Here is a 13,268-nt window from a genome sequence, read left to right on the forward strand (position 1 = left end):
AATCCCGGCATGAGCGAATCCCCCTACAAATCCGGCACCACCCATTTCGGCTTCCGCGACGTCGCCGCCAAGGACAAGCAGAAGCTGGTCGGCGAGGTCTTCACCTCGGTCGCCGGCAACTACGACCTGATGAACGACCTGATGAGCATGGGCATCCATCGGGTCTGGAAGCGCTATTTCGTCGCCACCGCGCAGGTCAAGCCGGGCGACCGCGTGCTCGACCTGGCCGGCGGCACCGGCGACATCGCCGCGCTGCTGAAGGACCGGGTCGGTGCCGATGGCGAGATCGTGCTGGGCGACATCAACGCCGGCATGCTCTCGGTGGGCCGCGACCGCCTCACCAACCGCGGCCTGGTCGCGGGCCTGGACTACGTGCAGTGCAATGCCGAGGCGCTGCCGTTCCCGGACCAGAGCTTCGACCTGGTGACCATCGCCTTCGGCCTGCGCAACGTCACCGACAAGGACGCCGCACTGCGCGAGATGTACCGCGTGCTCAAGGTCGGCGGCCAGGCGCGGGTGCTGGAGTTCTCCGAAGTCACCGCCGATTGGTTCAAGCCGCTGTACGACTTCCATTCGTTCAAGGTGCTGCCGCGCCTGGGCCAACTGTTCGCCAAGGACGCCGACAGCTACCAGTACCTGGCCGAAAGCATTCGCAAGCATCCGCCGCAGGACGCGCTGAAGGCGATGATGGAAGAGGCCGGCTTCGCCCGCAGCCACTACAAGAACCTGACCGGCGGCATCGTGGCGATCCACTCGGGCTACAAGATCTGAGAAGCCGGGAATCGGGAGTGGGGATTCGGGAATCGTAAGAGCAGGCGATCGGTGCTGACCGATCGCGGGCCCTGTGCCGTCTTTGTGGGAGGGACTTCAGTCCCGACGCGCGGTCCGGCGGTGCCGGCGCAAGCATTCGCCGCAGGACGTGAAGGCAAGGATGGAAGCAACCGGCTTCGCCCGCAACCACTACAGGAACCTTGCGGGCGGCATCGTGGCGATCCACTCGGCGACAAGATCTGAGTGGAGCCGGGATGGGAATTGAAGATTCGGGATTCGTCAGCGCGCGCCGCACTCCCGTTGCGAATCCCCACCCCCGAATCCCGAATCCCGGCCTTCCGGTAGACTGCGAGTTTTCCTCGAACCGGTTACTGCCATGCGTTCCCCGTTCCTGTTGTTGTCCCTGGCCGCGGTGATCGCGTCCGGGTGTTCCCGTGAAGCGTCCGCGCCCGATGCGGCCGCCACTGCCGCCAAGCCGGCACCCGCCGCGGCCAAGCCGGCCGACCGCAGCCATGACGAGACCTCCTACGCCGAGCCGTCCAAGGTCGTGATCAAGGATCTGGCGCTGGATCTGAAGCTGGATTTCGACAGCAAGCAGATCGGCGGCACCGCCACCTACACGCTGGACTGGAAGGACAAGAGCGCCAAGCAACTGGTGCTGGATACGCGCGACCTGACCATCGAGAAGGTGCAGGCCGACGACGGCAAGGGCCAGCAGGCGCCGCTGCAGTACGCGCTGGCGCCGGCCGACAAGATCTACGGCAGCAAGCTGACCATCGAGGCGCCGACGCAGCCGCAGACGATCAGCATCACCTACCACACCGCGCCGACCGCCTCGGGCCTGCAGTGGCTGGAGCCGTCGATGACCGAGGGCAAGAAGCTGCCCTTCATGTTCAGTCAGTCGCAGGCGATCCACGCACGTTCGTGGGTGCCGCTGCAGGACACGCCGAGCGTGCGTTTCACCTACAGCGCGCACGTGGTCTCGCGTCCGGACGTGATGGTGCTGATGAGCGCCGACAACGATCCCAAGGCGGTGCGCAACGGCGACTACCGCTTCAAGATGCCGCAGCCGATCCCGTCCTACCTGCTGGCGATCGCCGCCGGCGATCTGGTGTTCAAGCCGATCTCGGCGCGTTCGGGCGTGTGGGCCGAGCCGGCGATGGTCGACAAGGCGGCCAAGGAGTTCGAGGACACCGAGAAGATGATCGTGGCCGCCGAGACGCTGTACGGTCCGTACCGCTGGGGCCGCTACGACATGCTGGTGCTGCCGCCGTCGTTCCCGTTCGGCGGCATGGAGAATCCGCGCCTGACCTTCGCCACGCCGACGGTGATCGTCGGCGACAAGTCGCTGGTGTCGCTGATCGCGCACGAACTGGCGCATAGCTGGTCCGGCAACCTGGTGACCAACGCCAGCTGGAAGGACATCTGGCTCAACGAAGGCTTCACCACCTACGTGCAGGCGCGCATCACCGAGGCGCTGTACGGCCCCGAAGCGGCGGAGATGGAGCGCGAGATCGACCAGACCGACCTGCTCGCCGAACTGAAGGGCATGAGCCCGGCCGACCAGGCGCTGGCGCTGCCGGCGCTGACCGAGCGCGATCCGGACGAGGCGCTGAGCCAGGTCGCCTACGTCAAGGGCGCATGGTTCCTGCAGTTCCTGGAGCAGCGCTTCGGTCGCGACACCTTCGATCCGTTCCTGCGCGGCTGGTTCGACGACCACGCGTTCCAGAGCGCCAACACCGATCAGTTCGTCGAGTACCTGAAGACCCACCTGCTGCCCAAGAAGCCGAACGCGGTGACCGCGCAGGAACTGCATGCGTGGCTGGACGAGCCGGGCATTCCGGCGTTCGCGCAGAAGGCGCGTTCGCGCAACTTCGCCATGGTCGACACCGCGCGCATCGCCTGGACCGGCAGCGGCACGTTGCCGGGCAAGCAGGTGACCGATGCCTGGAGCACCCAGGAGTGGACGCGCTTCCTCAGCGGCCTGGGCGAGAAGCTGACCCCGGCGCAGCTCAAGCAACTCGACGACGCCTACCACTTCACCGGCACCGCCAACGGCGAGATCGCCATGCGCTGGTATCCGCTGGCGATCCGCAGCGGCTACGTGGACGCGCGCCCGGCCGCCGGCGAGTTCATCGCCCGCGTCGGCCGCCGCAAGCTGATCCTGCCGATCTACGCCGAACTGGTGAAGACGCCGGACGGGCTCGCCTTCGCCGAAGAGGTGTTCGCCAAGGCCAAGCCCGGCTACCACCCGATCACCACGGTGTCGGTGCAGGACATGCTGGACAAGGCCAAGGCCGGCAGCACCGCGCACTGACGCAAGTCGCCCGCGAAAGACCGCGCACACGGCGCCGGGAGCACTCCCGGCGCCGTGTGCGTGTGTGCGGCCGGCGTGTTGCGACCATCGCGTCGCGCGTGGAGAGTGCGATGGTGGTGGCATGGCCGCGCCTGCGTTGCAGGACGTCGTCATCTGCGGCGTCGCATGCGCCGCCGGCATGAGGCGCGTGCCTGTGCAGTGCCGCCTTAACGGATTCCACACGCAACGCCGTCGATCAGCACGACCTGCTGCCACGCATTCGCGATATCCTCGGCAGTCCCGATGGTCCTCGGTCCATGCGCGCATGACATCGTTCGCCACCGCCGCCCCGGTCTCCGCTGCAAGCGCCAGTGCCATGGCAGGTCGTTGCCGGCGCCGATGCGCGCGGGCCTGCATGCGCCTCCCGAGGGGCTGCTGAGATGACCGACGCGCCCGTGCTGTCCGGTTCCTTGCTGGACGCATTGCCCGATGCCCACGGTGGCGAAATCTTCACCGAACTGCTCCGGCGCTCCGGTTGCCGCGTCGAGCGCATCGTCTCGCACGGGCAGACCACGCCGCAGGAGTCGCCGTACCTGCAGGCGCACGACGAATGGGTGCTGGTGCTGCGCGGTCGCGCGCGGGTGGCGCTGTGCGATCGCGAGGTCGCGCTGGCGCCGGGCGACCATCTGTTCATCCCGGCCGATACGCCGCATTGGGTGACTTTCACCGATCCCGGGCAGCCGACCGTGTGGCTGGCCCTCCATCTCGGCGAAGCCGACGTGGTGGCGTGAGCGCATGAGCGACCTGCGCGCTCCGGTGTCCCCATGGTGATGGCGACCCTGGTCTTGATGATGCTGCTGCTGCTGGCTGGCGCCCTGGCGTTGCTGGTGTCGCTGCTGTGCGTGGCGCTCGTGGCGATGCCGATCGGGGCGCTGCTGGTGGCGCGCGATCCCTTCCTGCTGGTGCGCCTGGAGAGCCTGCGCCAGCGCCGCGGCAGCGGGCTGCGGCGGCGCCAGTCGCAGGTCGCCGGGCACACCTGGACCTATCTGGTGCGCGCCGCGGCCGATCCCGCCGCGCCGACCCTGCTGCTGGTGCATGGCTTCACCGGCAGCAAGGAGAACTGGCTGCCGCTGGCGCGCGCGCTGGGCACGCGCTATCACCTGGTGATCCCGGATCTGCCCGGCTGGGCCGAGAGCCAGCGCATCGCCGGGCAGGACTACGGCTTTGTGGCGCAGGCCGAGCGCGTGGCCGCGTTCGCCATGCAGTGCGCGCGCCGTGCGGGCAGCGAATGCGTGCTGCTCGGGCATTCGATGGGAGGCGGCATCGCGGCGCTGGCCGCGGCGCGCCATCCGGCGGTGTTCGACCGGGTCGGCCTGTTCAACGCCGCCGGCGTGCGCTTCGCCGACAACGTCTTCGGCCAGGCGGTGCTGGACGGGCACAATCCGTTCGCGGTGCACGATGCCGCATCGCTGCAGCGCTACATCGACACCGTGTTCCTGCTCGAGCGCGCCAAGCCGCGCATCCCGCGCTGGGCGGTGCCGTCGGTGGTGGCCTGGCGTCGCCGCGAGGCCGATTTCGAGCAGCAGGTGCTGGCGCGCATCGGCCGCGGCGAGGAGGCGTTCCTGCCGTTCGAGGAGGCCGCGCGCATTCGCCAGCCGGCGCTGCTGCTGAATTGCGTGCAGGACGCGGTGATCGACGCCAGCGCGCTGGCGCTGTACGCGCAACGCCTGCCGCAGGCGATCCAGGTACTGCTGGACGGCAGCGGCCACATGTCCATCGTCGAGAAGCCCGCCGAGGTCGCGCAGGCCATCGACACCCTGATCCAACGAGGAACCCCACGATGAAACGCATCCTGCTCGGCGCGCTGTGCGCCGTCGCCCTGGCCGCTTGCGGCGATCACGAGGCCGAGCGCAAGGCGCAGGCCGCGGCCGAAGCGCAGGCCAAGGCGCAGGCGGCCGACGACCTGGCCAAGCAGTACGACGCCGCGGTGAAGTCGGGCAACTGGGACCTGGCCCGGATCCACGGCGCGGCGCTGCTGCAGCAGTACCCCGGCTCGGACGCGGCCGAACGCATCCAGCCCGGCTACGCAGAGGTCAAGGCCAAGGGCGAAGCGGCGCGCGAGCTGCGGCGCATGCAGGCGGCCTGGCAGTACTCGCAGGTGCCGGCCGGCAAGGGCGTGCAGCGCTCGGCGATGCTGTACAGCCGCGACAAGGTCGATGTGGACGGCAGCGGGCCCAAGCCGGTGCAACTGGTGTTCCGCGACCATCCGGAATGGAAGCGCAGCGCCTACCTCGTGCTGCAGTCCGGCGATTTCCGCTGCGCCGGCGGCTGCAAGGTGGAACTGAAGGCCGACGACGCGCCGCCGCACGCGGCCGCGGCCTGGCGGCCCAAGACCGACGAGGCCATCGCCATGTTCATCAGCGACGACAAGGCGCTGTGGAAGCTGGCGCGCAAGACCACGGTGCTGCAGATCACCTTCCCGGTGAAGGCCGGCGGCACCCGCACCGCGGTGTTCGAGACCGGCGGCCTGGACGGCGCGCAGATGCCCGGCTGGGATTGAGCGCGATGCATGCCGCCATGCCACCGCCGGCCGAGGCGCTGTGCCAGGTGCGCCACTGGGTGTTCGACATGGACGGCACCCTGACCCGTGCCGTGCACGATTTCGCGCTGATCCGCCGCGAACTGCAGATCCCGCCGCAGGCCGACATCCTGCAGCACCTGGCGGCGCTGCCGGATGCGCAGCGCGCCAGCAAGCACGCCTGGCTGCTGGAGCACGAGCGCGTGCTTGCCCAGGAGGCCACCGCGGCCAACGGCGCGCCGGCGCTGCTGCGCACCCTGCACGCGGCCGATTGCCGGCTGGCGGTGCTCACCCGCAACGCGCGCGAGCTGGCGCAGCTGACCCTGGAAGAGATCGAGGTCGACGACCTGTTCGAGGACGTCACCATCCTCGGCCGCGACGAGGCGCCGCCCAAGCCGCATCCCGGCGGCCTGCTGCAGTTGGCCGAGCACTGGGGCGTGGCGCCGCAGGCACTGGCGATGGTCGGCGACCACGCCTACGACCTGCAGTGCGGGCGCCATGCCGGCGCCACCACCGTGCTGCTGCATCCGGACAATCCCTGGCCGGCGCTGGCCGACCTGCATTTCGCCGATTGCGCCGCGCTGCTGGCGTGGTGGCAGGACCGCGTCGGGCCGCAGTCGCACTGACTGCTGCGCGGCGGCTGACCGCCGCCGCGCGCCGGACCCTCCTTGGCGAGATCGGTGCAGGCGTGCCGGATGCGCACTCCCCGTCGCGCGCCCCGCCGTGCGCATCCGTGTGCGCCAGTGTGGCAAGCGCAGCGATGGCGCAGGGTGTGCCACCGGCACATGTGCTCACACTGCGCCACGTCCGATGCAACCGTGTGGCGCAAAGTGTCACGTTTCCGAGACACCCTCGACCGCGCTGGTGGGCGTCTCCGCGACGACAACCGGCGTCGTGATCCGCACGTCAAGGGATGTTGCATCGCAGCGCCGCGATGGCATGGACGTTGCTCGTATACATCCACGCTTCAGGTTCCGTGGCACACGCCGATAGGTGAAGTGACGCGGCTCTTCAACGAGGGGAGTAGAACGATGCACAGTCATTCACGTCGTACCCAGGCTTGTACGCTGCTCGCGCTGGCCACTGCGCTGGCATTGGCGGGTTGCAAGAAGCAGGAAGAGGCTCCGGCGCCGGCCGCACCGGCCGCCGCACAGCAGCCGCCGGCCGCCGCGCCGGCCGCGGTTGCCGATACCGACAGCGAGTTCGCCAGCAATGCCGCCAACCCTGACAACTGGGGTGGCATCGGTCGCGACTTCGGCCTGAACCGGCACAGCCCGCTGGCCGAGATCAATCGCGACAACGTCAAGAACCTGAAGATGTCGTGGGAGATGAAGACCGACGCCACCCGCGGCCACGAAGGCCAGCCGCTGGTGATCGGCAGCACCATGTACATGGTCAGCGCCTATCCGAACAACGTGTTCGCGATCGACCTGTCGCAGGAAGACAACGGCAAGGTGCTGTGGAAGTACACCCCGCAGCAGGACGAGCGCGCGGTGGCGGTGGCCTGCTGCGATACGGTCAACCGCGGTGCGTCCTACGCCGACGGCAAGGTGGTGTTCGGCAGCCTCAGCGGCGACGTGATCGCGCTCGATGCCAAGACCGGCAAGGAAGTGTGGAAGCAGAAGCTCGCCTATCCCGAGAAGGGCGAGACCATCACCATGGCCCCGATCATCGCCGACGGCAAGGTCGTGGCCGGCATCAGCGGCAACGAGTTCGGCGTGCGCGGGCGCGTGGCCGCGTACGCGCTGGCCGACGGCAAGCAGGCCTGGTCCTGCGAAGCCACCGGCACCGACAAGGACATCTGCCTCGGCCCGGACTTCAACAAGGCCAATCCGCAGCACGGCCAGCTCGGCGACCTCGGCCAGAAGACCTACCCCGACGAAGGCTGGAAGCGCGGCGGCGGCGCGGCCTGGGGCTGGTACAGCTACGACCCGAAACTCAAGCTGGTCTACTACGGCACCGGCAATCCCGGCCTGTGGAGCCCGTCGTACCGCTGCGGCAAGACCACGCAGAAGGAATGCGATACCGGCGAGTACGACAACAAGTGGTCCATGACCCTGTTCGCGCGCAAGATCGACACCGGCGAGGCGGTGTGGGGCTACCAGAAGACCCCGTTCGACCAGTGGGACTACGACGGCATCAACGAGCCGATCCTGGTCGACCTGACCATCGACGGCAAGCAGGTGCCGTCGGTGGTGCAGTTCGACCGCAACGGGTTCGCCTACGTGCTCGACCGCCGCGACGGCACGCTGCTGCGCGCCAACAAGTTCGTGCCGGCCAACTGGGCCGAGCGCATCGACATGAAGACCGGGCGCCCGGTCAAGGTCGCGGCGCATTCGCCGCTGGAACGCGGCCGCAAGGTCGAGGCGTTCCCGTCGGCGATGGGTGGCAAGGACCAGCAGCCGTGCTCGGTGGATCCGGCCAATTCGGCGGTGTTCTTCTGCGGCACCAACAACTGGCACATGGAGCTCGACCCGCAGGAGCGCGGCAACACCATGATGGGCCTGCCGTACGTGTTCGCCAACGTGCTGATGAAGCCCAACGAGCCGGGCGCACTGGGCATCGTCAAGGCGTTCGACGTGGTCGAAGGCAAGTCCAAGTGGGAGATCAAGGAGAAGTTCCCGGTGTGGAGCGGCACCCTGGTCACCGACGGCGGGCTGGTGTTCTACGGCACGCTGGACGGCTGGTTCCGCGCCGTGGACAAGGACACCGGCAAGAAACTGTGGGAGACCAAGCTGCCCTCCGGCGTCATCGGCAATCCGATCGCCTACAAGGCCAACGGCCACCAGTACGTGGCGGTGTTCTCGGGTATCGGTGGCTGGATCGGCCTGCCGGTCGCCGCCGGCCTGGATCCGGGCGATCCGTACGGCGCGCTGGGTGCCGCGGGCCTGGCCTTCAGCAACGGCTTCGACAAGATCCCGTTGGGCGGCATGGTGCACACCTTCCGCATCGACGGCGCCGGCAAGACCGTCACGCCCACCACGACCGCCACCGCGGCCGCCGGTGGCGGCAGCGCGGCGGTCGCCGCCAAGACGGTGCGATGAGCCGGCGGCGCCGCGTCCAGGGTGCGAGCGGGTGCCGGATGGCACCCGCCTCGCGGCGCCTGCCTGCGGGCGCGCGCGCCGTGTTGCTGTTGTGCAGCCTCGGACTCGTCGCCGCGGGCTGTACGCGCGAGCCGTCGTCCGCGACGGCTCGCGCTCCTGCTGCCCCGCCCGCCGTTGCGGCACCGGCATCCGCCGCGCCCGCCACGACGCTGTCGGCCGATGCGCCGGTGCTGCGGGTCTGTGCCGATCCCGGCAACATGCCGTTGTCCGATCGTGCAGGCGAGGGCTTCCAGAACAAGATCGCCCAGGTGGTGGCCGCGGAGATGGGCCGGCGCCTGGAGTACGAGTGGCGCAGCTACTACCAGCGCGGCCTGGCGCGCAGCACGATCAACGCCGGGCGCTGCGACGTGCTGATGGACATGAACAGCGATTTTGAAATGGGCCTGCCCACGCGCCCGTTGTATCGCTCCACCTATGTGCTGGTCACCCGCAAGGGCCTGGACCTGCGTCCTGCCTCGCTGGACGATCCGGCGCTGAAAAAGCTCAAGGTCGGCGTGTTCCAGAGCTCGCCGGCGCGGCAGGCGCTGTTCGACCATGGCGTGCAGGGTGAAGTGCAGTACCTGTTCTACGATTCGGCGAGTGCGCCGCAGGAACATCCCGGCAAGCTCGCCGAGCAGGTCGCCGCCGGCAAGCTCGATGCCGCCGAATCCTGGGGACCGGTGGCCGGCTACTACGCCGCGCGCGGCGGCCTCGGCTTGGTGCCGCTGAACGTCATCGACAACGAGGTGCTGGAATATTCGATGGCGTGGGCGGTGTCGCGCAAGAACGCGGCATTGCGCGATGCGCTGAACGCGGCGATGCAGCGCAGCGCCGGCAAGATCGACGCGATCCTGCGCGACTATCACGTGCCGCTGGTGGCCTGCGCCGATTGCATCGTCGCCGGCAACCTGCGCTCGCACGGACCTTATGCGGTGCCCGACGACCAGGACGACACGCCGAGCGCGCAGGCCTCGTCGGACATGCTGGCGCAATTGCAGCTGCGCATCGCCGGTGGCGCCGATCCCAACGAGGAGTTGGCGCACGCGCTGGATGCCGGCGATGGCGTGCGCGTGACGTGGCTGCTGCGGCATGGCGCCAGCGCCGACAAGCCCAACCTGCTCGGCGAGCCGCCGCTGCAGCAGGCGATCCGCAACCAGGCGCCGCTGCTGGTCGGCGAGCTGTTGGCCGCGGGCGCCAAGGTCGAAAACCGCGACAGCAATGGCTGGACGCCGTTGATGAAGGCGGCCTGGTCCAACGACGGCAAGAGCGCCGCGCAATTGCTGGCGCATGGCGCCAAGGTCGAGGCGGTGTCCGCCGACGGCTGGACGCCGCTGGACCTGGCCATCTCCTACGCCGACGCCGACCTGGTACAGGCATTGCTCACCGCGGGTGCCAGCGTGCGCCGTGCCAATCCGGCCGGCTTCACCCCGGTGATGTTCGCGGTGGCGCGCAACGACCCGAAGATCCTCGATCTGCTGCTCAAGCGCGGTGCCGAAGCCGACCGTGCCAACCGCGCCGGCGTCACGCCGTTGATGCTGGCCGCCGCTGCCGGCCGCGAGGACAGCGCCCGGCGCCTGCTCGCCGCCGGCGCCAGCGCCGATGCGCGCGACGCCGACGGCAAGACCCCGGCGGCGCTGGCCCAGCAACGCGGCAATGCCGAACTCGCCCACCTGCTGACGGAGGCCCAGCACCGACGCACGCAATGACCGCTTTCCGCCGTTCCGTACACGCCGCTCGCGCGGCCTGCTCCTCCCATCGTGCACTCCGCAAAGGTTCTGCTCCCATGCGCTCTGCTTCCGTCCGTCGTCGTGCCGTCTCCGTGCTGTTGCCCGTGTCCCTGTTCGCCTCGCTCCTGTTGCTGGCCGCCTGCGGCAAGCAGGAGACGCCCGCCGCGCCAGCGGCCACACCCGAGCCGGCTGCGGCGCCGGCGCCTGCACCGGCCTCTGCGCCGGCGGCGACCGCGCCCGCCGCCGCTGCTCCTGCCGCCGCACCGGCCCCCGCTGCGGCGGTGACGCCGATTCCGAAGGGACCGCCGGTCAAGGTCACCCCGGAGTTGGTCGCCGAAGGCAAGGCGCTGTTCAACTCCGCCGGCTGCACCGCCTGTCACGGCGGCACCGGTGGCGGCGGCATGTGTCCGCCGCTGACCAACGACATCTGGGTGTACGGCAGCGACGACGACACCTTGCGTACGCTGATCACCGAAGGGACGGCCGGCATGACCGCGCATGGCAAGACCCGGATCGGCCACGAGAAGGTGGTCGGGCAGATGCCGCCGTTCGGTCCCGTGCTCAAGCCGGGCGATACCGAGAAGCTGCTGGCCTTCATCCATTCCATCAACAAGACCGCAGGCGCCACGCAATGAGGAAAGCGTTGCGCCTGTCCGCCGTCGTCGCGCTGTCGCTGTTCGCTGCTGCGTGCCAGCGCACCGCCGCGCCGACGGCGGGAGCCGATGCGGCGGCGGCCGCGCCGGCGCCTGCGGCCGCGGCGCTGGCCTACGTGCCGAACCAGCGCAGCGGCACCATCTCGGTGATCGACACCGGCAGCGACCGCGTGGTGCGCACGCTGTCGGCGCAGGGCCAGCTCGGCAAGCGCCTGCAGCAGGTGGTGCCGGGGCCGCCCGGGCATCTGTACGTCATCGACGCGCAGGGCCATCGCCTGCTGGACCTGGATACCGTGCAGGACCGGGTGCTGCGCAGCGTCGACATCGGCGAGAACGCCGAAGGCGTCGCCGCGTCGCCGGACGGCCGCCAGCTGGCGGTGTGCGTGGAGGGGCAGAACCAGGTGATGCTGATCGACCCGGCCAGCTTCACCATCGGCGCGCACATCGCCACTCGCGGGCAGGCGCCGGAACACTGCGTCTACACGCCGGATGGCGCGCTGCTGCTGACCAGCAACGAAGGCTCCAACGACCTGGACGTGATCGACCTGAAGGCCGGCGCGTCCACCGGCGTCATCGCCACCAGCGGGCATCCGCGCGGCATGGCGTTCGCGCCGGACGGCAAGACGGCGTACGTGGCGCAGGAAGCGGCCAACGTGGTCGACGTGATCGACCTGGCGGCGCGCACGCGCGTGGCCAGCATTCCGGCCGGGCAGCGTACCGCCGGCATCGCCATCGCCCGCGACGGCAGCCGCGTGTACGCGTCCAATGGCGCCGGCACGGTCAGCGTGATCGATCCGGCCGCGCGCCGTGCGTTGGCGGAGATCCCGGTGGGGCAGCGGCCCTGGAACCCGGCGCTGAGCCCGGACGGCAAAAAGTTGTACGTGGCCAATGGCCGTTCCAACAGCGTCAGTGTCATCGACACGGCGGCGATGAAGGAGATCAAGCAGATCGCGGTGGGCGAGATGCCATGGGGTGTGATCGTGGCGCAGTGAGGTGAGGCGAGCGGCGCTCTTGGGCGCCGCGACGGGAGGCGGGGAGAGCCGGAATGAAGACGCGAGCCGCGGTCGCCTGGGCGGCGAACCAGCCGCTGGCCATCGAAGAGGTGGATCTGCAGCCGCCCAAGGCCGGCGAAGTGCTGGTGCGCATGGTCGCCAGCGGCATCTGCCACGGCGACGACATCGCCCTGTCCGGTGCCGATGCCGATGCGGCATTCCCGGTGATCCTGGGCCAGGAAGGCGCCGGCGTGGTTGAGGAGGTCGGCGTCGGCGTCACCAGCGTGCGCCCGGGCGATCACGTGATCCCGCTGTACATGCCCGAGTGCGGCGTGTGCAAGTACTGCCGTTCCAACCGCACCAACCTGTGTCAGGCGATCCGAAGCACCCAGGACCGCGGGCTGATGCCCGACGGCAGCAGCCGCTTCTCGCTGCATGGACGCCCGCTGCTGCACTACATGGGCACCAGCACCTTCGCCGAGTACACCGTGCTGCCGGAGATCGCGGTGGCCCGGATCCATCCGGCCGCGCCGCTGGACAAGGCCTGCCTGCTCGGCTGCACGGTCACCACCGGCATCGGCGCCGTGCTCAACACCGCGCGGGTGCGTCCGGGCGAGAGCGTGGCGGTGTTCGGGCTCGGCGGCATCGGCCTGTCGGTGGTGCAGGGCGCGGTGATGGCGCGCGCCGAACGCATCATCGTGGTCGACATCAACCGCGACAAGTTCCCGCTGGCGCGCGCGCTGGGCGCCACCGACTGCCTGGATCCGAAGGATTTCGGCGCACCGGTGCAGCAGGTCATCGTCGACCTCACCGACGGCGGCGCCGACCACAGTTTCGCCTGCGTCGGCGACGTGCGCGCGATGCGCGCGGCGCTGGAGTGCTGCCACAAGGGCTGGGGCGAAAGCATCATCCTCGGCGTGGCGCCGAGCGCGCAGGAGATCAGCACGCGGCCGCTGCAATTGGTCACCGGCCGCGCCTGGCGCGGCAGCGCGTTCGGCGGGGTCAAGGGCCGCAGCGAGCTGCCGGCCTATGCCGAGCGCTACCTGGCCGGGGAGATCCGCATCGACGAACTCATCAGCGAAACCCTGCCGCTGGACCACATCAACCGCGGCTTCGAGGCGATGCGCGCCGGCCGCGGCATCAAATCGATCGTTCTCTACTGAGCCCT

At 69.5% G+C, this 13,268-nt stretch carries 11 protein-coding genes; all 11 read left to right on the forward strand.

What is annotated here, in order from left to right; translation table 11 throughout:
* The first annotated feature begins 9 nt into the window (after window positions 1-9).
* Window positions 10-771, forward strand: coding sequence for a bifunctional demethylmenaquinone methyltransferase/2-methoxy-6-polyprenyl-1,4-benzoquinol methylase UbiE (gene ubiE, locus ACHWVH_RS15840; RefSeq protein ID WP_152243601.1), 762 nt, complete (start codon window positions 10-12; stop codon window positions 769-771).
* Between the two features lie 376 nt (window positions 772-1,147).
* Window positions 1,148-3,088: a M1 family metallopeptidase gene (locus ACHWVH_RS15845; RefSeq protein WP_153750636.1), complete on the forward strand. Its 1,941-nt coding sequence runs from the start codon at window positions 1,148-1,150 to the stop codon at window positions 3,086-3,088.
* Window positions 3,089-3,507: 419 nt separating this feature from the next.
* Entirely contained in the window at window positions 3,508-3,858 is a 351-nt protein-coding gene (locus ACHWVH_RS15850; protein ID WP_267084152.1) for a cupin domain-containing protein, read from the forward strand.
* A 33-nt stretch (window positions 3,859-3,891) separates the two neighbouring features.
* The gene (locus ACHWVH_RS15855) at window positions 3,892-4,911 is read left to right on the forward strand and encodes an alpha/beta fold hydrolase (RefSeq protein ID WP_394687531.1); all 1,020 of its coding nucleotides are present in this window, start codon (window positions 3,892-3,894) and stop codon (window positions 4,909-4,911) included.
* Window positions 4,908-5,627 (forward strand): hypothetical protein, encoded by a 720-nt coding sequence (locus ACHWVH_RS15860; protein ID WP_017910020.1) that lies wholly within the window; start codon window positions 4,908-4,910, stop codon window positions 5,625-5,627. Before ACHWVH_RS15855 ends, ACHWVH_RS15860 begins: the two co-directional genes overlap by 4 nt.
* Before the next feature lie 5 nt (window positions 5,628-5,632).
* Window positions 5,633-6,271: an HAD family hydrolase gene (locus tag ACHWVH_RS15865; protein WP_017914832.1), complete on the forward strand. Its 639-nt coding sequence runs from the start codon at window positions 5,633-5,635 to the stop codon at window positions 6,269-6,271.
* Window positions 6,272-6,676: 405 nt separating this feature from the next.
* Entirely contained in the window at window positions 6,677-8,689 is a 2,013-nt protein-coding gene (locus ACHWVH_RS15870; protein ID WP_267121994.1) for a methanol/ethanol family PQQ-dependent dehydrogenase, read from the forward strand.
* A gap of 38 nt (window positions 8,690-8,727) precedes the next feature.
* Window positions 8,728-10,434: a quinoprotein dehydrogenase-associated putative ABC transporter substrate-binding protein gene (locus ACHWVH_RS15875; protein WP_394687532.1), complete on the forward strand. Its 1,707-nt coding sequence runs from the start codon at window positions 8,728-8,730 to the stop codon at window positions 10,432-10,434.
* A gap of 77 nt (window positions 10,435-10,511) precedes the next feature.
* On the forward strand, window positions 10,512-11,090 hold the full coding sequence (locus ACHWVH_RS15880) for a cytochrome c (RefSeq protein ID WP_267084148.1): 579 nt from the start codon (window positions 10,512-10,514) through the stop codon (window positions 11,088-11,090).
* Window positions 11,087-12,100, forward strand: a complete 1,014-nt coding sequence (locus ACHWVH_RS15885; protein ID WP_394687533.1) for a beta-propeller fold lactonase family protein — start codon at window positions 11,087-11,089, stop codon at window positions 12,098-12,100. The genes ACHWVH_RS15880 and ACHWVH_RS15885 overlap by 4 nt, the downstream gene beginning before the upstream one ends.
* 53 nt (window positions 12,101-12,153) lie before the next feature.
* Window positions 12,154-13,263, forward strand: a complete 1,110-nt coding sequence (locus ACHWVH_RS15890) for an S-(hydroxymethyl)glutathione dehydrogenase/class III alcohol dehydrogenase (RefSeq protein WP_043094692.1) — start codon at window positions 12,154-12,156, stop codon at window positions 13,261-13,263.
* The last annotated feature ends 5 nt before the right edge of the window (window positions 13,264-13,268 follow it).

Source organism: uncultured Xanthomonas sp. (assembly GCF_964278005.1).
GTDB classification, from domain to species: domain Bacteria; phylum Pseudomonadota; class Gammaproteobacteria; order Xanthomonadales; family Xanthomonadaceae; genus Xanthomonas_A; species Xanthomonas_A sontii.

Bases quoted from the DNA above. Each gene is read 5' to 3' on its own strand.
- ACHWVH_RS15850 (WP_267084152.1), top strand. From the start codon at position 3,508: ATGACCGACGCGCCCGTGCTGTCCGGTTCCTTGCTGGACGCATTGCCC.
- ACHWVH_RS15860 (WP_017910020.1), top strand. From the start codon at position 4,908: ATGAAACGCATCCTGCTCGGCGCGCTGTGCGCCGTCGCCCTGGCCGCT.
- ACHWVH_RS15890 (WP_043094692.1), top strand. From the start codon at position 12,154: ATGAAGACGCGAGCCGCGGTCGCCTGGGCGGCGAACCAGCCGCTGGCC.
- ACHWVH_RS15870 (WP_267121994.1), top strand. From the start codon at position 6,677: ATGCACAGTCATTCACGTCGTACCCAGGCTTGTACGCTGCTCGCGCTG.
- ACHWVH_RS15885 (WP_394687533.1), top strand. From the start codon at position 11,087: ATGAGGAAAGCGTTGCGCCTGTCCGCCGTCGTCGCGCTGTCGCTGTTC.
- ACHWVH_RS15865 (WP_017914832.1), top strand. From the start codon at position 5,633: ATGCATGCCGCCATGCCACCGCCGGCCGAGGCGCTGTGCCAGGTGCGC.
- ACHWVH_RS15855 (WP_394687531.1), top strand. From the start codon at position 3,892: ATGGTGATGGCGACCCTGGTCTTGATGATGCTGCTGCTGCTGGCTGGC.
- ACHWVH_RS15845 (WP_153750636.1), top strand. From the start codon at position 1,148: ATGCGTTCCCCGTTCCTGTTGTTGTCCCTGGCCGCGGTGATCGCGTCC.
- ubiE (WP_152243601.1), top strand. From the start codon at position 10: ATGAGCGAATCCCCCTACAAATCCGGCACCACCCATTTCGGCTTCCGC.
- ACHWVH_RS15880 (WP_267084148.1), top strand. From the start codon at position 10,512: ATGCGCTCTGCTTCCGTCCGTCGTCGTGCCGTCTCCGTGCTGTTGCCC.
- ACHWVH_RS15875 (WP_394687532.1), top strand. From the start codon at position 8,728: ATGGCACCCGCCTCGCGGCGCCTGCCTGCGGGCGCGCGCGCCGTGTTG.